Source organism: Streptomyces sp. BA2, assembly GCF_009769735.1.
Classification (GTDB): domain Bacteria; phylum Actinomycetota; class Actinomycetes; order Streptomycetales; family Streptomycetaceae; genus Streptomyces.
The window spans coordinates 7408873-7430595 of the sequence record NZ_WSRO01000002.1 but is presented as its reverse complement, the minus strand read 5'-3'; the positions used below and the strand labels follow the sequence as shown (position 1 = coordinate 7430595).

At 70.4% G+C, this 21723-nt stretch carries 21 protein-coding genes; 9 read left to right on the top strand and 12 right to left on the bottom strand.

Annotation, left to right across the window (positions count from 1 at the left end):
• Nucleotides 1–63 precede the first annotated feature (63 nt).
• Complete coding sequence (locus E5671_RS36010) at nucleotides 64–702, top strand: carbonic anhydrase (RefSeq protein ID WP_160508027.1); 639 nt, start codon at nucleotides 64–66, stop codon at nucleotides 700–702.
• 583 nt (nucleotides 703–1285) lie between these two features.
• A complete protein-coding gene (locus E5671_RS36005; protein ID WP_336605945.1) occupies nucleotides 1286–2590 on the top strand; it encodes a hypothetical protein in 1305 nt (434 codons plus the stop codon).
• Here E5671_RS36005 and E5671_RS36000 read toward each other — a convergent pair.
• On the bottom strand, nucleotides 2587–4728 hold the full coding sequence (locus E5671_RS36000; protein ID WP_160508026.1) for an ATP-binding protein: 2142 nt from the start codon (nucleotides 4726–4728) through the stop codon (nucleotides 2587–2589). The two genes, E5671_RS36005 and E5671_RS36000, sit on opposite strands and share 4 nt — an antisense overlap.
• 242 nt (nucleotides 4729–4970) lie before the next feature.
• Between E5671_RS36000 and E5671_RS35995 the strand changes: the two genes are divergently transcribed.
• Complete coding sequence (locus tag E5671_RS35995; protein ID WP_160508025.1) at nucleotides 4971–5306, top strand: metalloregulator ArsR/SmtB family transcription factor; 336 nt, start codon at nucleotides 4971–4973, stop codon at nucleotides 5304–5306.
• Nucleotides 5306–5953 carry a cation transporter gene (locus E5671_RS35990; RefSeq protein WP_160508024.1) on the top strand — a complete coding sequence of 216 codons (648 nt, stop codon included), beginning with the start codon at nucleotides 5306–5308 and terminating at the stop codon, nucleotides 5951–5953. Before E5671_RS35995 ends, E5671_RS35990 begins: the two co-directional genes overlap by 1 nt.
• 16 nt (nucleotides 5954–5969) lie before the next feature.
• Here E5671_RS35990 and E5671_RS35985 read toward each other — a convergent pair whose 3' ends face one another.
• Nucleotides 5970–7349 (bottom strand): NAD(P)-binding domain-containing protein, encoded by a 1380-nt coding sequence (locus E5671_RS35985; protein ID WP_336605944.1) that lies wholly within the window; start codon nucleotides 7347–7349, stop codon nucleotides 5970–5972.
• Between the two features lie 165 nt (nucleotides 7350–7514).
• Between E5671_RS35985 and E5671_RS35980 the strand changes: the two genes are divergently transcribed.
• Nucleotides 7515–7874 (top strand): ArsR/SmtB family transcription factor, encoded by a 360-nt coding sequence (locus E5671_RS35980; RefSeq protein ID WP_160508022.1) that lies wholly within the window; start codon nucleotides 7515–7517, stop codon nucleotides 7872–7874.
• 33 nt (nucleotides 7875–7907) lie between these two features.
• Here the strand turns inward: E5671_RS35980 and arsB are convergent, their stop codons facing one another.
• On the bottom strand, nucleotides 7908–9020 hold the full coding sequence (arsB, locus tag E5671_RS35975; RefSeq protein WP_160508021.1) for an ACR3 family arsenite efflux transporter: 1113 nt from the start codon (nucleotides 9018–9020) through the stop codon (nucleotides 7908–7910).
• Nucleotides 9020–9325, bottom strand: coding sequence for an ArsR/SmtB family transcription factor (locus E5671_RS35970; RefSeq protein WP_160508020.1), 306 nt, complete (start codon nucleotides 9323–9325; stop codon nucleotides 9020–9022). Before E5671_RS35970 ends, arsB begins: the two co-directional genes overlap by 1 nt.
• 104 nt (nucleotides 9326–9429) lie before the next feature.
• Between E5671_RS35970 and E5671_RS35965 the strand changes: the two genes are divergently transcribed.
• Nucleotides 9430–9846: an arsenate reductase ArsC gene (locus E5671_RS35965; RefSeq protein ID WP_160508019.1), complete on the top strand. Its 417-nt coding sequence runs from the start codon at nucleotides 9430–9432 to the stop codon at nucleotides 9844–9846.
• 70 nt (nucleotides 9847–9916) lie between these two features.
• Here E5671_RS35965 and arsM read toward each other — a convergent pair whose 3' ends face one another.
• Nucleotides 9917–10696: an arsenite methyltransferase gene (gene arsM, locus E5671_RS35960; protein WP_160508018.1), complete on the bottom strand. Its 780-nt coding sequence runs from the start codon at nucleotides 10694–10696 to the stop codon at nucleotides 9917–9919.
• A 178-nt stretch (nucleotides 10697–10874) separates the two neighbouring features.
• Between arsM and E5671_RS35955 the strand changes: the two genes are divergently transcribed.
• A complete protein-coding gene (locus E5671_RS35955) occupies nucleotides 10875–11729 on the top strand; it encodes a bestrophin-like domain (RefSeq protein WP_202121395.1) in 855 nt (284 codons plus the stop codon).
• A 73-nt stretch (nucleotides 11730–11802) separates the two neighbouring features.
• Here the strand turns inward: E5671_RS35955 and E5671_RS35950 are convergent, their stop codons facing one another.
• Nucleotides 11803–13218 (bottom strand): FAD-dependent oxidoreductase, encoded by a 1416-nt coding sequence (locus tag E5671_RS35950; RefSeq protein ID WP_160508017.1) that lies wholly within the window; start codon nucleotides 13216–13218, stop codon nucleotides 11803–11805.
• 190 nt (nucleotides 13219–13408) lie between these two features.
• Between E5671_RS35950 and E5671_RS35945 the strand changes: the two genes are divergently transcribed.
• Nucleotides 13409–14491, top strand: coding sequence for a carboxylate-amine ligase (locus E5671_RS35945; protein ID WP_336605943.1), 1083 nt, complete (start codon nucleotides 13409–13411; stop codon nucleotides 14489–14491).
• A 61-nt stretch (nucleotides 14492–14552) separates the two neighbouring features.
• Complete coding sequence (locus tag E5671_RS35940) at nucleotides 14553–15491, top strand: ornithine cyclodeaminase family protein (protein WP_160508015.1); 939 nt, start codon at nucleotides 14553–14555, stop codon at nucleotides 15489–15491.
• 35 nt (nucleotides 15492–15526) lie between these two features.
• Here E5671_RS35940 and E5671_RS35935 read toward each other — a convergent pair whose 3' ends face one another.
• The 6 genes from E5671_RS35935 to E5671_RS35910 all read right to left on the bottom strand — a co-directional run bounded on the left by E5671_RS35935 (nucleotide 15527) and on the right by E5671_RS35910 (nucleotide 21690).
• On the bottom strand, nucleotides 15527–16786 hold the full coding sequence (locus E5671_RS35935; RefSeq protein WP_443032742.1) for a sulfite oxidase: 1260 nt from the start codon (nucleotides 16784–16786) through the stop codon (nucleotides 15527–15529).
• A 53-nt stretch (nucleotides 16787–16839) separates the two neighbouring features.
• Nucleotides 16840–17442 (bottom strand): sugar kinase, encoded by a 603-nt coding sequence (locus E5671_RS35930; protein ID WP_160508013.1) that lies wholly within the window; start codon nucleotides 17440–17442, stop codon nucleotides 16840–16842.
• 4 nt (nucleotides 17443–17446) lie between these two features.
• On the bottom strand, nucleotides 17447–18604 hold the full coding sequence (locus E5671_RS35925) for an ROK family glucokinase (RefSeq protein WP_160508012.1): 1158 nt from the start codon (nucleotides 18602–18604) through the stop codon (nucleotides 17447–17449).
• Nucleotides 18605–18800: 196 nt separating this feature from the next.
• Complete coding sequence (locus E5671_RS35920; RefSeq protein ID WP_336605942.1) at nucleotides 18801–19622, bottom strand: ATP-binding cassette domain-containing protein; 822 nt, start codon at nucleotides 19620–19622, stop codon at nucleotides 18801–18803.
• A complete protein-coding gene (locus E5671_RS35915) occupies nucleotides 19619–20680 on the bottom strand; it encodes an ABC transporter permease (protein ID WP_160508011.1) in 1062 nt (353 codons plus the stop codon). Before E5671_RS35915 ends, E5671_RS35920 begins: the two co-directional genes overlap by 4 nt.
• On the bottom strand, nucleotides 20677–21690 hold the full coding sequence (locus E5671_RS35910; protein WP_336605941.1) for a sugar ABC transporter substrate-binding protein: 1014 nt from the start codon (nucleotides 21688–21690) through the stop codon (nucleotides 20677–20679). Before E5671_RS35910 ends, E5671_RS35915 begins: the two co-directional genes overlap by 4 nt.
• Nucleotides 21691–21723 lie beyond the last annotated feature (33 nt).

Sequence of the window (21723 nt, the reverse complement as noted above, 5' to 3'; positions counted from 1 at the left end):
CGACCGAGTTCCCGATGCGCACAGCACATCGACTGAGCTCCGTCATGCCAGAAAGGCAGCAACATGCGTCCTGCGAACGGTCTGATAGCGCGCCCCACAGCTGAACGCCCGCACCGGCTCGAACGGACACGCCCCGGCGAGAACCTCCCCCAGACCCTCTTCATATCCTGCACCGAGACCCGGATCGCTCCCACCCGCTTCGTCTCACGTCCTGAGCAGCTGTTCGAGCTGAGGAACATCGGGAACATCGTGCCGCCGTACAACCCCAAGGTTGTCTCCGGCGCGATCGCCACGATCGACTACGCCCTTTCGCTGACCAACCTGCGTGACGTGGTGGTCGCGGGGCATTCAGGCTGTGGTGCGGTGGCGGTACTGCTCAACCAGGCCTCGCACAGCGTTTCCCCCGCCCTGCGCCGGTGGCTGGTCGTCGGCAGTTCACGGGCGGCCTGCCAGGACGCCGCCGGCGAGCGGGCGGCAGGCGCCATCGGCAAGGAAGCCCTGGACCGCGCCGCCCGAGCTCATCTCCTCGTCCAGCTCGCGCACCTGGCCCAGTACCCCGGCCTCGAATCCGGCCAGAGCAGCGGACAGCTTCGGCTCCGTGCCCTGTTCCACAGGGCGGAGTCCGCGACGACAGAGGTGTACTCACCACGCGACGACTCGTTCAAGCCCTTGGCCCGGGAGGGTGGCGGGAGGAGTCGCTGACGGGCAGGCCCGTGACGCGGGGGCGGCATCGCGGCACGGCTAAAGTGATCGCGCGATGACGCCGCATACGGTCTGGAGGGGCACAAGTGAGGGCTGAACCCCTGCCGATACGCGTGCCGATCGGGCATGAATCCCGGCGTTGGGCCAGCCGCATCACTCAACGCCGGGTTCTGCTGGTGGTCCACAACGTCACCTCCGCCGGTCGCCTGCGGGACTTGCTGCCGTTGTTCCATGACGACTTCCGCGTCCAGCTGCTCGTCACCTCGACGGGATCCTCCGCCTTTCAGGGCGGGGTCGAGGAGCTCTTCGCCGACCTGGGCCTCCCGGTGCTTCCTTGGGACCAGGCTCTTTCAACGCCCGTGGATCTCGCGGTTTCGGCGAGCTTCGGTGGTCAAATACCCTTTATCCAGGGCAAATTGTCCATTGTCTCGCATGGAGCGGGATATACTAAGAAACTCCCCCAGCCGGGAGCCGGGAGCCGGGAGCCGGGAGCCGGGAGCCGGGAGCCGGGAGCCGGGAGCCGACGTTCGGTTTGTCGCCCGAGTGGCTCTTGGCGGACGGCCGCCCGTTCATGGACGGCCTCGTGCTGTCGCATCCGGAACAGCTGGAGCGACTGCGGCGCGTGTGCCCGGAGGCCCTGGACGTCTCCGTGCTCGGCGGCGACCCCTGCTTCGACCGCATGCTCGCCGCGCGCCCGTACCGCAACCGCTTCCGGCGGGCCCTGGGTGTGCGACGGGGCCAGCGGCTCGTCGTACTGAACTCCACCTGGAACCCCGAGGGCTTCTTCGGCAGCGGCGGCGGCCATGACCTCTTGCCGAGTCTTCTCCCGCGGCTCACCTCGGAGTTGCCCGCCGACGACTACCGCCTCGCGGTCGTGCTGCACCCGAACATCTGGCACGGACACGGGCCGGGGCAGGTTCGAGCCTGGCTGGATCAAGCCCTCCGCAGCGGACTGACCTTGATCGACCCCGCTCATGGCTGGCGGCAAGCCCTGCTGGCGGCCGATGCCGTGGTGGGCGACTTCGGCGCCGTCTCCTACTACGCGTCCGCGCTGGGTGTCCCGGTGCTGCTCGCGGCCACCGGGCAGGACCGCCTCGACCCCGAGTCGCCGCTCGCCGCTTTCGTCGGGGACGCGCCTCGGCTCGATCCGCACGGACCGCTGCGCGCTCAGGTGGAGGAGCTTCTGGGGGCAGGGCACCTCCCGGCCGCCGCGCCCGCCGAAACCGCTGATCCCGCCGAGTTCGTCACTTCGGCTCCAGGCGCATCGGCAGCGCTCCTGCGGCGCCATTTCTATACGTTGATGGACCTCCCCGAGCCCACCACGCCCGCGCTCCTCGAGCCCCTGCCCCTGCCTCCGTACGAGCCGCCACAGCGGACGGCCCCGCTGCGCGTCCTCACCCGCGTCAGTGACACGGCCGTCGAGATCGAGCGGTCCACCACCCATCCCTACGACGCGGTCGGCGACGTACACATCGCGGTGCACGAGGACACCCGGGACCCGGGCGACCTGGAGGTGGCCGACGTGATCTGGCGCGACGGGTCCGCGGACGACCCACGCCTGGGTGGGGCGGAGGTGTGGACGGTCGAGGTTCTGGGCCGGCACGCGCACTGTGCGGCCGCCGCGTACGTCGACGGCCCGGACGGCTGCACCGTGCGCAGCCGGGAACACGGTCTGTTCCGCCTGTCCGCGGGCCCGGAAGCGGACACCGATCCAGCGGCGTACGCCTCATCGCTGTACGCCTGGCTGGCGGGCGGCGCCATCGTGCCGTCCGGAGGTCTCACCCTCCGTGTGCACGCCGCCGGGGGCGTGCATCCGGTGGCCGTGGAGCCCTGGGCAGTGGAACCCCGCCGGGGCCTGTCCGGCGGATCAGGGCCGGACGGGCCCTAGTGGCCGCCCTCGCATCGCAGCCGGAGTCCGGCGAGATACCGCAGATGCGGGGCGGCCGCGGGGGTGAGCAGCGCCTCCGCCTCGGTGATCTTCGTCAGCGCCTCGGACCGCTCACCCGCGTCGTGGAGGGTCTCGGCCAGGTCGGTGAGAGCGCGCGCCTGATTGTACCTCTCGCCCTGCTCCCGGAAGAAATCCGCAGCAGCTTCCAGAAGGCGCCGTGACTCGGCCGTCCGCCCCATGCCTCGTAGGGCGCGCCCCTGATGGCGCTCGGCCAGCGCGAGAGCACGTGCCACATCCTGCGCGCCCTCTTGGCCGGAAGTGATCCGCCGGTACACGCGCTCGGCCTCGGCAAACCGCTCGTAGGCGGCCTCGTATCGCCATTGGTACAGGCTCAAGAGGCCCAGCAGTTCGACCGCCGATGCCTCACCCCGCACATGGCCCGCCGCGCGCTCGCTCTCGACGGCCGCGTGCGCCGCGTTCTCGGCTTCCTCCCAGCGTTCGAGTTCGCCCAGGCAGTGGCCGAGTTGAAAGTGCAACGCCGCTGCCATGCGCGAACGCGGGTGATGTGCGTCGGCACACCGGGCCGCGACACGTAGCGCGGGCAGTACCTCGTCCCAATGGCCGGCCTTCAGTTGAAGGGGCCACAGGGCTCGGGCCAGACGCAGCGCGGTCGTGATGTGCTGGTACTCCTGTGCGACGGACACCGCTCGGACGACGTTGGCCACCTCTGCCGCCAGCACGGCCACACCCTGGGCCTCGTCGCGGTACGCCTCCCCGTCCCGTGGCGCCGGCTCGGTGCGCCAGCTTTGCGGCAGGGCGGCGTGGGCGGCATGCAGGGCGCGGTTCAGCAGAGCGTCGAGTGCGCGCTCGACGGCGGCGGAACATTCGGGGATTCCGTGCTCCGGGCCCGCGGTGTCGGCCAGGTAGCGCCGCACTTCGGGGCGGAAGCGGTAGCGCTCGTCCGCCGCGAGTTCCAGGAGCTGTACGTCTGCCGCCTCGGCGAGCATCCGTGCCGCCTCCTCGGGTGCGACGCCGGCGGCCGCGGCGGCGAGACGGTCGTCGACGGAGGGCCAGCCGCCCAGTGCCGTCAACCGGACGAGCCGCGCCGTTTCCGGCGGGAGACGGTCACAGGCGTGCTGGGCAGCAGCGCGCACCGGATGGCCGCCCGGCCCGTCGGCCCTCGGCTCCGGGGCCGGGTCCGCGTCCGGGGCCGGGTCTGCTTCGTCGGTCAGCAAGCGCATCGCCTCGGCCTTCAGAGCGAAAGCGTTGCCCGCGCAGTGCTCGAGCAACTGCGGCATCCTGGCCTTGGCGCGCGCGGCCTTCTCCGGCCCGGCCACCTTTCTCACCATCTGCACCGCGTACCGGTCGCTCAGGGGCGGCACGGCCACGCGTTCGGCCTCCAGTACGAAGGGACGGCCCGATACCACCACCAGCAGGAAGACGTCGGGGGTGGCCGGGATCAGTCTGCGGACCTGGGCGGCTGACGTCGCGTGGTCGACGACCACCAGGGCCCTGCGGCCGTCGGTGACCTGACGGTAGAGCTGTTCGCGGCCCGCCGTCGTGACGGGTATCCGTTCCGGTGCGACGCCCATCTGCCGCAGGAGGCGGAGCAGAACGGTGGCGGGTTCCGGGCCGTTCCCCGTCGAGGCGTCGCGCAGGTCGACGTAGAACCGGCCGTCGGGGAACTGGGCGTAGTGAGCGGCACCCAGGTGCAGTGCCACCGCGGTGGTACCGATCCCCGGCGGCCCGTGGAGCAGCGCGACGCGTGGCCGCCCGGCGGCGGGGCGTGTCGCCTCCCGCTTCAACTGCCTGAGGGTTCTCTGCCGGTTGGTGAAGTCCCTTGAGGCGGGCGGCAGTCCGCCTGTGCCGGACAGGGCCACGGCCTGCTCCGGGAGACTGCGAACGAGCAGCGCCCACTCGTCCGCCCGCTGGGGGTCTCGGCCCAGACGAGGGTGCATCTGGGCTGCCAGCGTCTGCCATCCCTCCGGACCGGCAGGCATCGGCGTCTCCCTCCCCATGGTCCTTCTCGCCAACGCCCCCGTCGACAGGAGTAGTTGCTTGCCCATCTCCCCCGCGGCGCCGTTCCCGGCAGCGGTGAGAAAGGCGGTCAGCGCACTCAGCGCCACAACCTCCAGCACGTCGGGCCCCTCCCCTTGATCACCGATCCGACCTTGCCGGACTGTATCGCCGCGACCACGGCCCGAGGAAACATTTGAGACCTCGTCAACTCCGTTGCGCGGACGAGGTCATGCCCGGACGCGCACGGGCTGGGCGGTCGGCGCGGCAGAGTCTGGGGGCTGAGGGGTCCAGGGGGGTCTGGGCCCGGGTGGCTCAACCATTCACGGTTTGCTGAATTCAGGATCCGCTGTACTCTCATGGAGTGCTGACCCTCGCCTCCGAAATCGACGTACTCGCCCGCTTCGGCCGCGCGCTCGCCGATCCGATCCGCTGCCGCACCCTCCTCGCCCTGCGCGAGGCACCCGCCTACCCGGCCGAGCTCGCCGACGCGCTCGGCGTCTCCCGCACCCGCCTCTCCAACCACCTGGCATGTCTGCGCGACTGCGGCCTCGTGGTGACCGTCCCGGACGGACGCCGCACCCGCTACGAACTCGCCGACGAGCGCCTCGGCCACGCCCTGGACCAGCTGCTCGCGGCGGTCGTCGCGGTCGAGTCGGACAAGACCTGCCCGGACGCCGCCGAGAAGGACTGTTGCTGATGACCGCGATATCCCTCGGGCCCTCCCCAGCCCGCCGCGACGCCCTCGCCAAGCGAATACGCCTCCTGGTCGCCGCGACGATCGCGTACAACGCCATCGAGGCGGTCGTCGCGATCACGGCGGGCACCATCGCCTCGTCGACCGCGCTGGTCGGCTTCGGCCTGGACTCGGTCATCGAGGTCTCGTCGGCCGCCGCGGTCGCCTGGCAGTTCTCCGCCCGCGAGCACGCCGTGCGCGAGGCCCGGGAGAAGACCACCCTGCGGATCATCGCGGTCTCCTTCTTCGTCCTCGCCGCCTACGTCAGCGTCGACGCCGTACGCGCGCTGGCCGGCGCCGGTGAGGCGGACCGCTCTGTCCCCGGCATCGCCATCGCGGCCCTTTCGCTGGCGGTCATGCCGTTCCTCTCCGCCGCGCAGCGCCGCGCCGGACGCGAACTCGGCTCCGCGTCGGCGGTCGCGGACTCCAAGCAGACCCTGCTGTGCACGTATCTCTCCGCCGTCCTGCTGGTGGGCCTGGTCCTCAACGCCACCCTCGGCTGGTCGTGGGCCGACCCCGTCGCCGCCCTCGTCATCGCCGCCATCGCCGTCAAGGAAGGGCGCGAGGCCTGGCGGGGCAAGGGCTGCCGCGCGCCCACGCACGGGGCGTGAGGCGCCGCAGGCCGCTTCAGCAGCCGCCGGAGGTAGCCGCCGGAGCGCCGGTCCCAAGCTGCACCACGGCCGGGGCGCCGCAGCACCCGCTGTCTTCGGACTCGGTCTGCGCGGGCTCGTCGAAGAGGCCGGCGCCGCCACAGACCCCCGTCTCCGGAAGGGTCAACTCGACGCGCTCGGCGGCCTCTTGGTCGCCCGCGAGGGACGCGGCGACGGAGCGGACCTGCTCGTAGCCGGTCATGGCGAGGAACGTCGGGGCGCGGCCGTAGCTCTTCATGCCGACCAGGTAGACGCCCTTCTCCGGGTGGGACAGCTCCCTGACGCCGTGGGGATAGACGGTGCCGCAGGAGTGCTGGTTGGGGTCGATCAGCGGGGCGAGGCCGACCGGGGCCTGGAGGCGCTCGTCGAGGCCCAGACGCAGCTCGTTCAGGAAGGAGAGGTCGGGGCGGAAGCCGGTCAGCACGATGACTTCGTCGACCGGGTCGAGGCGGCGGCCGTCCTCGGCGACGAGCACAAGACGCTCGCCGCTCTTCTCGACGGCGTCGGTGCGGAATCCGGTGACGGCATCGGCGTGGCCGCCGTCCACGGCGGCCTTCGCCGCCAGGCCGAGCGCCCCGCGTGCGGGCAGCTGGTCCGCCTCGCCGCCGCCGAAGGTCGAACCGCTGATGCCACGTCGCAGGACCCAGACGGCATGGGTGCCCGGAGCGTCATCGGCGAGGTCGGCCAGGCAGGCGAGCGCGGTGAACGCGGAGGCGCCGGAGCCGATGACCGCGGTGCGCCTGCCCGCGTAACGCGCCCGTACGGCAGGGTCGTTGAGGTCGGGAACCCGGTAGGAGATGCGCGCACCCGCGGTGCGCTCGCCGAGGGCGGGCAGGCCGTCGCCGCCGATCGGGCCGGGCGTGGACCACGTGCCGGAGGCGTCGACGACCGCGCGGGCGAGGATCCGCCGCTCGTTTCCTTCGGTGTCCTGGATGCGCACGGTGAAGGGCTGCCGCTCCCGGTCGGCGTCGACGATGCGGTCACGGCCCTGGCGGGAGACCCCGGTCACCGTCGTGCTCAGACGGACCTTGTCCCCCAGGGCGTCGGCCAGCGGCCGCAGGTACTTCTCGGCCCAGTCGCCGCCGGTGGGGTAGACCGCGCCGTCCGGCCTCACCCATCCCGTCGGGGCCAGGAGCTTCTCGGCCGCGGGGTCGACGACCTCGGCCCAGGTGGAGAAGAGCCGCATGTGAGACCACTCCCGTACGGCGGCGCCCGCGGACGGACCAGCCTCCAGGACGAGCGGCTCAAGGCCGCGGTCCAGCAGGTAGGCAGCGGCTGCCAGGCCGATCGGGCCGGCTCCGATGACCACGACGGGCAGCTCGTCGGAGGCGGGTACCTGGGTGGTGGAAGTGGTCACGGCGATTCCCCTTCGTACTGTTTCGATATCCGTCAATCTCTTGTCCGGCCAGCATGGCATCTGATTCGACGTACGTCAACATAGACAGATATCTAATCAATGCCGCCCCGCCATCCCCCTCACCGCCCCTCGCGGACCTGGTTCGACGTGTGTCAACATAGATGCATGTCGAATACGAAGGTGCTGCCGGTCCTCGACCCCGCGACCGTCGCTCCCTGCTGCCCGCCACTGACGGAGCGGCCGCTGAGCGCCGAGGAAGCCGAGCGAACGGCGGGGATGTTCAAGGCGCTCGGCGATCCCGTACGACTGCGGCTGTTCTCGCTGGTCGCCTCACATGAGGGCGGCGAGGCGTGCGTGTGCGACATCTCCGATGTCGGCGTCTCCCAGCCGACCGTCTCCCACCACCTCAAGAAGCTCCGCGAGGCGGGCCTGCTGACCTCCGAGCGTCGCGGCACCTGGGTCTACTACCGGGTGGAGCCGTCCGTGCTCGCCGCGATGGGGCAGATGCTGCGGCAACACGCCTGATCCCGCCGATCACCGCCACGCCCGTCCGCTGTGTCATGCCCCGGTGGTCAGCGCGGAGGACGCGAACTTCCTGCGCCAGGCCAGCGAGACGTACACGAGCGCGATCAGTACCGGCACTTCGATGAGCGGGCCGACGACTCCGGAGAGCGCCTGGCCGCTGGTGACACCGAAGGTGGCGATGGCGACGGCGATGGCGAGCTCGAAGTTGTTGCCCGCCGCGGTGAACGCGAGGGTCGCGGTGCGGTCGTAGGCGAGTCCAAGTCCCTTGCCCAGCAGGAAGGTTCCGAAGAACATCACGGCGAAGTACACCAGGAGCGGCAGGGCGATGCGTACGACGTCCAGCGGCTGGGAGGTGATCGTCTTCCCCTGGAGGGCGAAGAGGACGACGATCGTGAAGAGCAGCCCGTACAGCGCCCACGGGCCGATCCTGGGAAGGAAGTCGGACTCGTACGCCTCGCGTCCCAGCTTCTTCTCGCCGACGCGGCGGGTGAGGAATCCGGCGAGGAGCGGGACGCCGAGGAAGATGACGACGTTCAGGGCGATCTTCCACATGGAGATGTCGAGGTGCTCGCCGTCGCCGAGGCCGAGCCAGCCGGGCAGCAGGTCGAGGTAGAGCCAGCCGAGCAGTCCGAAGGCGATGACCTGGAAGACGGAGTTGAGCGCCACCAGGACGGCGGCGGCCTCGCGGTCGCCGCAGGCGAGGTCGTTCCAGATGATGACCATCGCGATGCAGCGGGCGAGGCCGACGACGATGAGGCCTGTGCGGTACTCGGGCAGGTCGGGAAGGAAGATCCAGGCCAGCGCGAACATGACGGCCGGGCCGACGATCCAGTTGATGACCAGCGACGACGCCATCAGCTTCTTGTCGCCGGTGACCGCGTCGAGCTTGTCGTAGCGCACCTTGGCGAGCACCGGGTACATCATCACGAGCAGACCGAGCGCGATCGGCAGGGAGATCCCGCCGACCTCGATCTTCGCGAGCGCGTCGTTCATGCCCGGGATCAGCCGGCCGAGGCCCAGACCGACGGCCATGGCAAGCAGGATCCATACGGCCAGGTAGCGGTCGAGGGTGGAGAGCTTGGCGACGATGCCCTCGCCGGACGGCCCGCCCCGGTCCGTCCGCGGGGTGGTGTCGGTGCGGCTCATCAGCAGGCCCTCTTGTTGTCGGCGGCGGTGCGGGCGGCGGCGGCCAGCTCGGCGAACTGCCCGGAGACCGAGGCCAGAACCTCGGGGCGCAGCTTGTAGTAGGTGAAGCGGCCGCACGGCTCGGTCTCCACCAGACCCGCATCGCGCAGCACCTTCAGGTGGTTGGAGAGGTTGGTCTGCTTGGCACCGGTCTCCTCGACGAGGTGCGTCGTACAGAGCGTCTCCTGGGCGAGCAGCGTCACGATTTTCAGACGGAGCGGGTCGCCGAGGACCCGGATCACATCAGTATCAACTGAAGTCAGCATGGACTGATACTGTCACATCATTCGGAGCTGATACCAACCCCGGGCCCTTTCGACCACTCACCACCGCCACCCCTCGCCACCCATCGCCTGTGAAGGAAGCCCCCATGACCACCGCCCCCCTCCCCCTCGCCTCGGTGCTCTTCGTCTGTGTCCACAACGCCGGGCGCCCGCAGATGGCCGCCGGATTCCTCGACCACCTCGCGGGTGACCGGATCGAGGTCCGCTCCGCCGGATCGATCCCCGGCGACCAGGTCAACCCGGCCGCGGTCGAGGCCATGCAGGAGGTCGGCGTCGACATCGCCGGCCAGAAGCCGAAGGTCCTGACCACCGAGGCCGTCCAGGCGTCCGACTACGTCATCACCATGGGCTGCGGCGACGCCTGCCCGATCTTCCCCGGCAAGACGTACCTCGACTGGGCCCTGGAAGACCCCGCGGGCAAGGGCGTGGAGTCCGTCCGCCCGATCCGCGATGAGATCAGGACCCGCATCGAAGCCCTCATCGCCGAGATCGACGCCAAGTAGGCCCCAGGGCCAACCACAAAGCGCTGATTGTCACTTCACGGCACTAGCTGTCACTTCGCAGCACCGGCTGTCACTTCACGGCGCGCACGATGGCCGAGTGCATACCGTCGGCGACCTGGTGCGTCGGGGTGATGCCGATCTCCGTGAATCCGGCAGCCTCAAGCCCTGCCCGGTATTCGGCGGCGGACAGCGCCCCGGCCGTGCAGCCGACGTAGTCACCACGCTCGGCGCGCTGCTCAGGGGACAGGTGGTCCTCCGCCACGACGTCGGAGACGCCGATCCGCCCACCGGGAACGAGCACCCGGAACATCTCGGCGAACACGGCGGCCTTGTCGACCGACAGGTTGATCACGCAGTTGGAGATGACCACGTCGACGGAGTTCGCGGGCAGCGGTACGGACTCGATGGCGCCCTTGAGGAACTCGACATTGGTGGCACCCGCCTTCTTCGAGTTGGCCAGCGCCAGGGCGAGCATCTCCTCGGTCATGTCGAGGCCGTACGCCTTCCCGCTCGGGCCCACCCGGCGCGCCGACAGCAGCACGTCGATGCCACCGCCCGAGCCCAGATCGAGTACGCGCTCACCCTCACGCAGCTCGGCCACGGCAAGGGGGTTGCCGCACCCAAGGGAGGCGGCAACCGCCTCGGCGGGCAGTGCGTCACGGTCTCCGGCCGCGTACAGGCCCGCTCCGAAACCCGCGTCGATCTCGACGCCGTCGGAGCCATCGGACCCGTCGGAGCTGCCACAGCCGTCGGAGCCGCAACAAGCGGTTCCGCCAGCGGCGACCCGCAACGCCGCCGCAGCGTAGTTGGCACGGACCTGCTCACGCAGGTCGCCGTCCTGTCCCGTCATGGCCCACCTCCATCGTTTCGATGTTTGCCAATACAAGACTTCTCCCTGAATCGACACTCGTCAACATAGAGATTCATCTAATCAAAGGCGGGAGCCGCAGGAGGCTTTCCGGCGCAAGCGGTTCGCTCGTTCGAAGGCGGGCGAACGTTTCCCCGCTTCCGGATATCGCACGGAGGTCATGATCAACACGGGTTCCGCGCAACGGCGGAATCCGCCGCCCGCTCAGGAGGTCACCGTGGTCCTCGTCATCGTCATCGCCGTACTGGCCCTGCTCGCGGGGCTCGCGGCCAACCGCTTCGTGCGGCCCCGGCTGATGAGCGACGACGACGCGGGCATGGCCGTCAAGGACCTCGTCGGCCCGCTGCTGACGCTGACGGTCCTCCTGCTGGCCTTCGTCCTGGTCACCGCCTCCGGCTCCTACAGCAAGGGCGAGGTCGCCTCGCGCGGCGAGGCCCGGGCCCTCGATCAGCTCACCGAGATCGCCGAGTACGCCCCGGCGGCAGAGCGGGAACGGGTCCAGGCGGACGCCATCTGCTACGCACGCGCCGTACGCACCCAGGAATGGCCCGCCATGGCCGACGGCAAGGGATCGGAGGCGCCCAGCACGTGGTCGACCGACCTGCGCCGCTCCTTCCGCGCCCTGGAGGGCAAGCCCGTCTTCGGCATGCTGATCGCCGCCGACAACAAGCGCTCCGACGAACGCGAGGAGCGCCTCACGCAGGCCACCGCCAGCGTTCCCGGCGTCATCCTCTGGTTCCTGCTCGCCACCCTCGCGATCACCGTCGTGGCTCTCGGCGTCTGTCTGCCCCGCAAGAACAACCGCGGCCAGATCATCGCGCTCACCGTGATCACGGCTCTCCTGACGTCGACGCTGTGCATCATCCGCGACGTCGACCGGCCCTTCGGCGGCATCATCGACGTGAAACCCAGCGCGATCACCGAGGTCGAACGGCAAGCCACCCGCGACTTCCTCACCCACCACCGGGCCGCCGACCTGCCCTGCGACGACAACGGCAACCGGCGCACCGCGTAGCCGTCGTGCCCACCGGCCATGAGGGCTACGAGGGCAACGAGGGCTGCGAGGGCTACGAGCGGGACATCGAGGGTCAGGTCGCGCGGCGCAGCCGGGGGTGGGGTTCGAGGTGGAGGTAGAGGCCCGCTGTCGCTCGGGCGGGGTCGGTGGGCAGGGGCAGCATCTGGCTGGTGCCGTGGCCGCCGAGACCGTGGGAGGGCCGTCCATGGAGGGGCTGGGTGAGCCTGCGGTGCACTGCTTCCACGGGGTCCTGTTGGGCGTCGTGGAGGTCATCGGCGCCGGTGACGACGTTCAGGAACGACTCGTGCAGGCGTAGGTCGCGCTGGTCGCGGTGGCTGAGCGTCTGGGCCGTCCGGAAGTAGGTGTCGCGCCCGTCATGGATGCGGTAGAAGGCGCTGACGAGGAGGAGTAGCCGTTCGTACGCGTGGCGGTAGGCGGTCTGGTAGAAGTCGCGGGCCCCGCGCTCGTCCACGTCACCCCGCAGGACGCCGGCGATCGAGGCCGCGCCGAGCAGCGCGCTGTACATGGCCAGGTGCACGCCCGTGGAGAGCAGGGGGTCGAGGAAGCAGGCGGCGTCGCCGGCGAGGAAGTACCCCGGTCCGCAGAAGCGGTCGGACACGTAGGAGTAGTCGCTTTCCACCCTCAAGTCCCCGGCCGGCCGGGCGCCTTCGAGCAGTCGCGCGAGCCGGGGGCACTCAGCGAGGGCCTCGCGGTACAGGACCTCGACCGAACCCGCCCGCTGACGCGCCCTGTTGAAGGAACCCTTGTCGGTGACGAGCCCCACGCTCAGGGTGCCGTCGTGCAGGGGGATGGCCCAGAACCAGCCGTTGTCACGCAGCGAGAAGACCCCGATCGCGCCGGCGGGGGCGCAGGGCAGGGGTGGTGCCCCGCGCCAGTAGCCCCACGCGGCGACGTTGCGGAACACGTCGTGGAATCTGCGGGTACGCAGCTCTCGGGCACCCAGCAGGCCGGCGCGGCCGGTGGCGTCGACGAGGAACCGGAAGGCTGTCGTGCCGTGGTGTCCGTCGTCGCTGGACCAGGCGACCGCGGCGGGCCGGTCGCCGTCCCACTCGATGCGGCGCACGCGGGTTCCTTCGCGTACGTCGGCGCCCTGGCTTCGCGCGTGCCGCAGAAGGATGTGGTCGAATTCGGAGCGTATGACCTGGAAGCTGTAAGCAGCCGGCCGGCCGGGCTCGTCGAAGCCCAGCGACCATTCCTCACGGCCCCAGCCGTAGAAGGCGCCGGTCTTGCGGACGAAGCCGTGCTCCTCGATCAGGTCTCTCGCCCCCATCACATCGAGCAGCGGGAGCAGGGACGGCAGGAGCGATTCGCCCACGTGGTAGCGCGGGAAGCGGTCCTTCTCCATGAGGGTGGCCCGGAAGCCCTGACGGGCCAGCAGGGCAGCGGCTGTCGAACCGGCGGGCCCACCGCCGATGACGAGGACGTCTGTTGCTTCCGGCGCTTCCGGCCCTTTCGGCTCTTCCGGCACAAGGAATCCTCTCGACCCGGTCGACTGGATACATGTGGTGCGGCGGCTGCTCACATACCGGCCCGGTCACCATAGGTGACAGACTGCTCACCATGAAGAGCGAAACTGGACTCCCCCCGACGAGCAGGCTCCGGCGGCCGCGCGGCGCGGGCAGGGACACCGAGCGGCCGACGGGCTGATGCCCGTCACGGTGGGTGTTGAAGAGGAGTACTTACTCGTCGACCCGGTCTCCCGGCAGTTGAGCACGCAGGCCGACAAGGTCGTCGCGCAGGCGGCCACCGAACTGGGCGACCGCGTCACCACCGAGATCACCCGCTACCAGGTCGAGGTTCGCACCGATCCGCACACCAGCCTGGCGGAGCTGGGAGACCAACTCCGGGCGGCACGCCACACGGTGGCACGCGCCGCGGCCGGGCTCGGCCTTCGCATCATCTCCAGCGGTACGCCCGTCCTCGGCCAGCGCACCCCTCCGCCCCTGACACCCGGCCCCCGCTACGCCCGCAGCGCCGCCATGTTCCGCGCCCTGGACAACGAACAGAGCGCCTGCGCCTGCCACGTCCACATCGGCGTCCCCGATCTGAGCACGGCCCTGCACCTCAGCAACCACCTGCGCCCCTGGCTTCCCGCCCTCATCGCCCTGAGCGCCAACTCGCCCTTCTGGCAGGCGCAGGACACCGGATACGCCAGCTGGCGGACCATGACCTGGTGGCGCTGGCCCGTGGCGGGGCCGCCTCCCTACTTCGAGTCCCGCACCCACTTCGAGGACCTGCTCGACAGCCTCCTCACGACCGACACGCTCATGGACCGCGGCGGCCTCTACTGGGACATCCGCCCCTCTCACCACGTGCCCACCCTGGAGATCCGGGTCGCCGACGCCGCCCCCACCGTCGACGACACCCTGCTGCTCGCCGGAGTGGTCAAGGGCCTGGCCACCCTCGCGCTGCGGGCCATCGACGATGCTCTGCCCGCCCCGCGCCCCCAGCCGGAGATGCTCCGCGCCGCATGCTGGCGCGCGGCCCGCGACGGCCTGGCGGGCCAGGGCATCAACCTGCGCACCGGCCGGCTCGAACCCGCCACGGCGCACCTGGACCGTCTCTTCGCCGCCGTGCGCCCCACCCTGGAGACAGAGAGCGGCCTCCCCCTCTTGCGGGCCGCGCGAGCACGCGTCAGGGACGAGGGGAACGGCGCCGACCGTCAAAGAGCCGCCCACCAGCGCAGGCAGGACCTCAACGACGTCATCGACTACCTGGTCCACACGGCCACCGCGGGGTGATCATGAGTGTGACGCGATGCGCGCAGACACTCCCGGGCAAAATGCCCTGAAAGGACCTGGCATGAGCGAGGCCCCGCCCTACATCGACGCCGAGGCGATCGCCCGGCTCGTCCCCATGTCCACGGCCGTCGAGGCGGTGGAAGCCGTCCTCAAGACGGGCCTCGACCCGGAGGCGGAGTCTCCTCGGGGGGTCCTGGAGGTGCCGGGCGGCCAGCTCCTGCTGATGCCGTCCGCCACGGCGTCGTACACAGGGGTGAAGATCGCCACGGTCACCCCGGAGAACGCGGCCCGCGACCTGCCCCGTGTCCAGGGCATGTACCTCCTCCTGGACGGAACGACCCACACGCCCCTGGCCCTCCTGGACGGCATCGCGCTGACGTCCCTGCGGACCCCGGCGGTGTCCGGCGCCGCGATCAAGCACCTCGCGGTCCCGGAGACGCGACGCCTCCTGGTCTTCGGCACCGGCCCCCAGGCCTGGGGGCACGTGGAGGCGGTCCGCGCGGTACGCCCGACGCTGGCTCACGTGGACGTGGTGGCGCGCAGCCCCGAGCGGGTGGCGGCCTTCGTCGACCGATGCCGCGCCGCGGGCCTGTCGGCGGCGCCCGCGACTCCGGCGGACGTCGCGACCGCCGACGTGGTCTGCTGCTGCACGACGGCCCGCGAACCGCTCTTCGACAGCGCGCTGCTCCCGTCCCACGCGACGGTCGCAGCCGTGGGCTCACACGAACCGGACGCGCGCGAGGTGGACGAGGAGCTGCTGCGGCGCGGCCTCGTGGTGGCCGAGTCGCACGAGGTGGCACGGCGGGAGTGCGGGGACATCGTCCTCGCGGTGTCCGCGGGCGCCTTCGAGATGGGGCGGCTGCGGACGCTGGGTGAGCTGGTGCGGGGCGATGTGGCGATGCCCGCGGGGCGGCCTCGGCTGTTCAAGTCGGCGGGGATGGCCTGGGAGGATCTGGGCGTGGGGGCGGCCGCGTACGAGCGGTGGGCGAGCCTCGGCTGACCCCGGAACTCCCTGTCCTCACAAGCTCCCTGTCCTCACACCACCCGCACCGCGTGCCGCACCACCGCGTCGAAGAAGTACCCCTGCGTGTTGTGCACCGTCGCCTCCGGCTGGGTGCGCCCTGTGGTGTCCCTGGCGCGGGCAAGGAGTGCCGTCGGGCCCGGGGTCCTGGGGTGCCATGGAGTGGTCCAGCGGGTCCACGTGGCGCGGTGAGGGGTGTCCTTGAGGCGGGCCTCGTGCCAGGTCCTGCCCGCGTCCGTGCTGACGTCCACGCGAGCGATCGCCCCCGTCGCCGACCACGAGCGGCCGGTGAGGTGGTGGGTCGTGGCCGCCGGGAGGCTTGCGTTCCAAGGGAGTTCGAAGGCGGACTTCAGGGTTTGGCGGGTCAGCGGGGCGCTGCCCTGCGGGGGGTACGCCTCGCCGAACAGGCGGTAGAACTGCGTGTTCCAGGGGGAGAAGAGAGGCCTGGACGAGACCTCGATGTCGCCGAGCCATTTGATCGAAGCGATGCCCACCCACGCCGGGACGAGGACCCGCACCGGGTAGCCGTGGTCCGCGGGGAGCGGGGCGCCGTTCATCTCGTACGCGAGGATCACGTCGTCCATCGCCTTGGAGAGCGGCAGCGGGCGGCGGACCCTGCCCAGGTTCGTGCCGTCGTCCGTGACGTACTCCGCGTCCAGGCCGCTGGGCATCACGTCCACCGCATCGCGCGACACGCCTGCCTGGCGCAGGACTTCGGAGAGGCGTACGCCGCGCCAGCGGGCGTTGCCGATCGCTCCCAGGGTCCAGGCCGTGCCGGAGGCCGGCTGGCCCTGCTGGGTCGTGAAGAAACTTCTGCCGTTGCCCGCGCACTCGACGAAGGCGGTGCGTGACGTCGACGGGAGGCGTCTGAGGTCCGCGAGCGTGAACTCCCTCTCCCCTCCGGTCAGTCCGTCGCCCCAGATCCGCAGCGTCCACGTCTTCGCGTCCAGGCGTGGCGTCGCCGTGTGGTTGCGTACGAAGAAGTGGGATGTGGGGGTGTGGAAGCCTGTTTCCGCCAGCGCCTCGAACTTCGTCTCCGCGTTCGTGCCGCGGATCGTGAAGCGGTCCGCGGGGAGCGGTTTCACGATCCCGGGGGGCGCTGTGCCGGTTGCCGCCCGCGCCCGGGGTGCTCCCAGCGTCACCGGCAGCGTCGCCACCGCCCCCGCCGCGGCCAGCAGCCGCAGCATGTCCCTACGGGCCACCCCGTCCGCCCGCGCCTCCCCTGCGAGCCACTGGGCACGCCGACGGGCGTCGTACGCCTCTTCAGAGATCATGGGCGCCATCGTACGAGCCGCCCGTGGATCAACTCACGGATGAAACACGCCAGTTACGGGGTTGTCGTAGACACTACATAGACCATCGGGTGTTCCGAGTTGGCGCGGTTCACGACCACGTCGAGGGTCGGCGCCGGGTCCTTCTTCACATGGGTCAGTCCCAGCCAGGGGCCCGGGTCCGTGAACTCCCAGCCGACCACCTTGCGGTCGCGCTTGCTGATCGTGATGTCGTTCTTCTTCAGTTCTTCGGTGCTCGTGCCGATCCGCTTGAGGAACTTGTCCAGGCCCTCGTTGCTCGTCAGGAACTGGGCGTACAGGCGGCTGGTGCGCCAGTTGTTCGTCTCGTAGTAGGCGACTTCCCTGGAGTACGGGGGAATCGGCACGTCGTAGAGACGGCGCTGCACTCTCGACGGCCAGCCCGCGGTGAGGCCCGTCGCGGAGTACTTGGCCTCCTTGTCGCGGCCGCTGTTGCGGCTCTGGTTCGCGGAGATCACCAGATAGCCGGCAGGCACGCCGATCAGGAGCACGATGATCGTGGCCGTCAGCCAGCGGCGGCGGATCATGTGGCGGCGGTCCTCGCGGGGGCGGCCGCCCTCGTCGGCGGGATCCGGGGAGTCCGGAGAGTCCGGGGACGAGGGCTGGCGGGGGACGGTCATCTGTTTACTGGGTTCCCTGAGAGGTGCGGTCGTTGGTGCGGCGCGCTTCCACGTACCGCTCGTAGCGTTCGTGGCGCTCCACCCTGCGGCGGTTCGCCCTCCGGAAGCGCCGGGCCACCAGGCGTGCCAGGTCGGCGGCGCCCACCATGCCCGCCTCGGGGCCCAGCTGGGCGCGGGCGATACGGGCCTCGGGGCGGTAGCCGCGCCCCGTCAGCTGGCGGCGGAAAGCGTCGCGGGCCGGGCCGATCAGGAGGTCGTCGGCGGCCGATACGCCGCCGCCGATCACGAAGCAGGACGGGTCGAGGGCCGCCGCGAGGTTCGCGATGCCGACGCCGAGCCACTGGCCGATGTCCTGGAGGAGCTCGACGCACATCGCGTCGCCGTCGCGGGCCAGCTCCGTGATCAGGGGGCCCGTGATGTCGGGGATGTTGCCCTTGACCCGCTCGATGATCCCGTACGCGACAGGGGAGTCGGCAGCGGCGAGCTCGCGGGCCTCCCTGACCAGCGCGTTGCCGGAGCTGTACTGCTCCCAGCAGCCGCGGTTGCCGCACGGGCAGCGGTGGCCGCCGGGCACGACCTGCATGTGCCCGAACTCGCCGGCGACCCCGAACTTGCCGCGCTTGACCTGGCCGTCCTCCAGGATCGCGCCGCCGATGCCGGTACCGAGCGTGATCATGACCAGGTGGTCCTCGCCGCGGGCCGCGCCGAAGCGCCACTCCGCCCACGCGGCCGTGTTCGCGTCGTTGTCGACGAGCACGGGGACCGCGAGGCGGCCGGAGATGCGGTCGCGGAGGGGTTCGTTGCGCCAGGACAGGTGCGGGGCGAACAGGACGCGGTTACGGTCCGCGTCGACCCAGCCCGCGGCGCCGATGCCCACCGCGTGCACGTCGTGCCGGTCGGAGAGGTCGAGGACCAGCTCGACGATGGTGTCCTCGACGACCTTGGGGCTCTTGGACTTGTCCGGGGTCTCCGTGCGGAGCGTCTCCAGGATGTTGCCGTCGGCGTCGACGACGCCCGCCATCACCTTCGTGCCGCCGATGTCGATGCCGACGGTGGGCACACGGGGCGCCGTCAGATGTGATCGGCGCTCCCGCGTGCCCACGGTACGCAGGACGGTGGCTCGGGCGGAGCCGCGGTGCGCGAGGTCGCGGTAGGTGCTCATTGCGGCGATTCTGCCTCACACTCGCGGGGGCGCGCACAACGGACCCCGGGGTGCGGAGCGCCCCGAAGGGGCGCGGGGAACTGCGCGCTCAGCCCGAGAAGAGCCGCAGTCGCGTCTGCCGGGCGGCCCAGCAGACGCGACTGCGGCTTTTCCGTGGTTGCTCGCGCAGTTCCCCGCGCCCCTGGCGGGGCGTTGCTCAGCGCTTCTCCAGTTCGTGACGGAGGTCGTCCAGTTCGGAGCCGCCTGCCATCTGGCGGGTGAGTTCATCGAGGGTGACCTCGTCACGCGCATAGCTGCCGAACATCGTGCCGCGCTTCAGGAGGACGAAGCGGTTGCCGACCAGGTACGCGTGGTGCGGGTTGTGGGTGATCAAGACCACTCCGAGGCCCGCGTCCCGCGCGGCCGCGACGTACTTCAGGACGACGCCCGACTGCTTGACGCCGAGCGCGGCGGTGGGCTCATCCAGGACGAGGACCTTCGCGCCGAAGTACACCGCGCGCGCGATCGCCACGCACTGGCGCTCGCCGCCCGACAGGGTGCCGATGGGCTGGTCGACGTCGCGCAGGTCGATGCCCATGCGGAGCAGCTCCGTGCGGGTCGTCTCGCGCATGAGGTCGACGTCGAGGCGCTTGAAGGGGCCCACGCCCTTCGTCGGCTCGGAGCCGAGGAAGAAGTTCCGCCAGACCGGCATCAGCGGAACCACGGCGAGGTCCTGGTAGACCGTGGCGATACCGCGGTCCAGGGCCTCGCGCGGCGAGCCGAGCTTCGCGTCCTCGCCCTCGATGCGGAAGTCTCCCGCGTCGTGCCGGTGCAGGCCCGCGATGATCTTGATGAGGGTCGACTTGCCCGCGCCGTTGTCGCCGAGGACGCAGGAGATCTCGCCCGCGTGGACCTCCAGGGAGACACCTTCGAGGGCGCGGATGTTGCCGTAGTACTTACTGACGTCGTCGAGTTCGACGAGCGGGGCGCGGCCCGGCTCCGGCACCGCGTCGGTGACTTCGGTCGTGTCGGTGGTCACTTCGTCGCCTCCGCGCGCTTGCGGACCCAGTGGTTGAGCAGGGTCGCCAGGAGCAGCATCACCCCGAGGAAGAACTTGAACCAGTCCGGGTTCCACTCGGCGAAGACGATGCCCTTGCTGACCATGCCGAAGATGAGGGCACCCACGGCCGCGCCGACCGCGGAACCGTATCCGCCGGTGATCAGACAGCCGCCGATGACGGCCGCGATGATGTAGATCAGTTCGTTGCCGACGCCCTCGCCCGACTGGACGACGTCGTACGAGAAGAGCAGGTGCTGGCCCGAGATCCAGGCGCCGAAGGCGACGCCCATGTAGAGGCCGATCTTGGTCGCGGCGACCGGGACGCCGACCGCGCGGGCCGCGTCCTCGCCGCCGCCGACCGCGAAGATCCAGTTGCCGACGCGGGTGCGGAGCAGGATCCAGGTGGCGACCGCGATCAGGCCGAGCCACCAGAGGATCGTGATCTTGAAGTCGACTCCGCCGATGGTGATCGTCGAGGCGAAGACGTCCTTGGCGGAGGTGAAGCCCTCCATGTCGGCGATCGACTTCGTGGAGACCGTGCCGCTGATCAGCTTGGTGAAGCCGAGGTTCATGCCGGTCAGCATCAGGAACGTACCGAGCGTGATGATGAAGCTCGGCGGGTCGGTGCGCGTCAGCATCACGCCGTTGAAGACGCCGATGGCGAGGGTGACGAGGAGCGAGACGAGCACGCCGACCCAGACGTTCGCCGTCATCTGGTAGCTGAACATCGACGAGATCAGCGCGGAGGTCGTCACCATGACGCCCGCCGACAGGTCGAACTCGCCGCCGATCATCAGGAGCGCCACCGGCACCGCCATGATGCCGAGGGTCGACGCGGCGTAGAGGACCGTCGCGAGGCTTGTGGCCTGCAAGAAGCTGTCCGCGGTGACCGTGAAGAAGACGAAGACGGCGATGGCGCCGACGACGGAGCCGAGCTCGGGGCGGCCCATCAGCTTCTTCAGCGGCGAGGCCTTCAGGAGGCGCTCGTCCGTCTTGGTGTCCGGCGACGGCGCCGGTGCTGGTGCGGTCGCTGTCATCGCGTCCCTCGCTTCGCGTATTCCTCCAGCTTGGCGGCCTGGTCCTTGGTGACGATCTGCGGTCCTGTGAGGACCGGCTTCCCGCCGCCGAGCACGTCGTCGTTGTACTTGTAGAGCCAGAGCAGGTCCACGGCCTCGTACCCCTGGAGGTAGGGCTGCTGGTCGACGGCGAAGCCGAGCGTGCCGTCCTTCAGGCCCGCCGCGACCTTCTCGTTCAGGTCGAAGGTGGCGACCTCGGCCTTGCTGCCCGCGCTGTCCGCGGCCTTCACCGCGGTGTCCGCGAAGGGCGCGCCGAGCGTGACGACCGAGTCGATGGACTTGTCGGACTGGAGCCTGGCCTCGATGGAGGACTGCACGTCGGGCATGTTCGTGCCGGTCACGTACAGGTTCTGCATCTTGCCGTCGAAGGTCTTCTTGGCGCCCTCGCAGCGCTGCTCGTGGCCGACGTTGCCCTGCTCGTGCAGGATGCAGAGCGCCTTCTTCTTGCCGCGCTTGTTGAGCTCCTCGCCGACGGCCTCGCCCGCGATCGTCTCGTCCTGGCCGATGTGGGTGAGCGCGCCGAACTCCTTGGACTCCGCGGAGCCGGAGTTCACGGTGATCACCGGGATGCCGGCCTTCTTGGCGCGGGCCAGGGCGCCCTTCATCGCGGCGGGCTTGGCGAGGGTGACGATGATGCCGTCGACCTTCTTGTCGATGTACGAGTCCACGAGCTGGGCCTGCTGCTGGGCCTCGGCGTTGTGGGCGTACAGGAACTTGATGTTGTCCTTGACGGCGGCCTGCTTGGCGCCGCTCTGGACGATGTCCCAGAACGTGTCGCCGTCACCCGAGTGGGTCACCATGCCGAACGTCCAGTTCGGCGTGTTCACCGCGGCCTCGCCCTGTGCCGTTGCCGCCTTGCGTGCGTCCTCGGCGCGCTTGCCGCCGGTGCTGCTGCACCCCGCGAGGGATACCCCGAGCACCGCGACCAGCACGGCGCCCACCGCACGTACCCCTGTCTGAACCCTTGCCACGACGCCGTGCCCTTCTAGCTCTAGCTCTGCTGC

Excerpts from the sequence above, each read along its gene's own strand:
- E5671_RS35925 (WP_160508012.1), bottom strand. The coding sequence starts at position 18,604 with ATGAGCACCTACCGCGACCTCGCGCACCGCGGCTCCGCCCGAGCCACC.
- E5671_RS35935 (WP_443032742.1), bottom strand. The coding sequence starts at position 16,786 with ATGATCTCTGAAGAGGCGTACGACGCCCGTCGGCGTGCCCAGTGGCTC.
- E5671_RS35965 (WP_160508019.1), top strand. The coding sequence starts at position 9,430 with ATGACCACCGCCCCCCTCCCCCTCGCCTCGGTGCTCTTCGTCTGTGTC.
- E5671_RS35940 (WP_160508015.1), top strand. The coding sequence starts at position 14,553 with ATGAGCGAGGCCCCGCCCTACATCGACGCCGAGGCGATCGCCCGGCTC.
- E5671_RS35990 (WP_160508024.1), top strand. The coding sequence starts at position 5,306 with ATGACCGCGATATCCCTCGGGCCCTCCCCAGCCCGCCGCGACGCCCTC.
- E5671_RS35970 (WP_160508020.1), bottom strand. The coding sequence starts at position 9,325 with ATGCTGACTTCAGTTGATACTGATGTGATCCGGGTCCTCGGCGACCCG.
- arsM (WP_160508018.1), bottom strand. The coding sequence starts at position 10,696 with ATGACGGGACAGGACGGCGACCTGCGTGAGCAGGTCCGTGCCAACTAC.
- E5671_RS35980 (WP_160508022.1), top strand. The coding sequence starts at position 7,515 with ATGTCGAATACGAAGGTGCTGCCGGTCCTCGACCCCGCGACCGTCGCT.
- E5671_RS35915 (WP_160508011.1), bottom strand. The coding sequence starts at position 20,680 with ATGACAGCGACCGCACCAGCACCGGCGCCGTCGCCGGACACCAAGACG.
- arsB (WP_160508021.1), bottom strand. The coding sequence starts at position 9,020 with ATGAGCCGCACCGACACCACCCCGCGGACGGACCGGGGCGGGCCGTCC.
- E5671_RS35930 (WP_160508013.1), bottom strand. The coding sequence starts at position 17,442 with ATGACCGTCCCCCGCCAGCCCTCGTCCCCGGACTCTCCGGACTCCCCG.
- E5671_RS36010 (WP_160508027.1), top strand. The coding sequence starts at position 64 with ATGCGTCCTGCGAACGGTCTGATAGCGCGCCCCACAGCTGAACGCCCG.
- E5671_RS35955 (WP_202121395.1), top strand. The coding sequence starts at position 10,875 with ATGATCAACACGGGTTCCGCGCAACGGCGGAATCCGCCGCCCGCTCAG.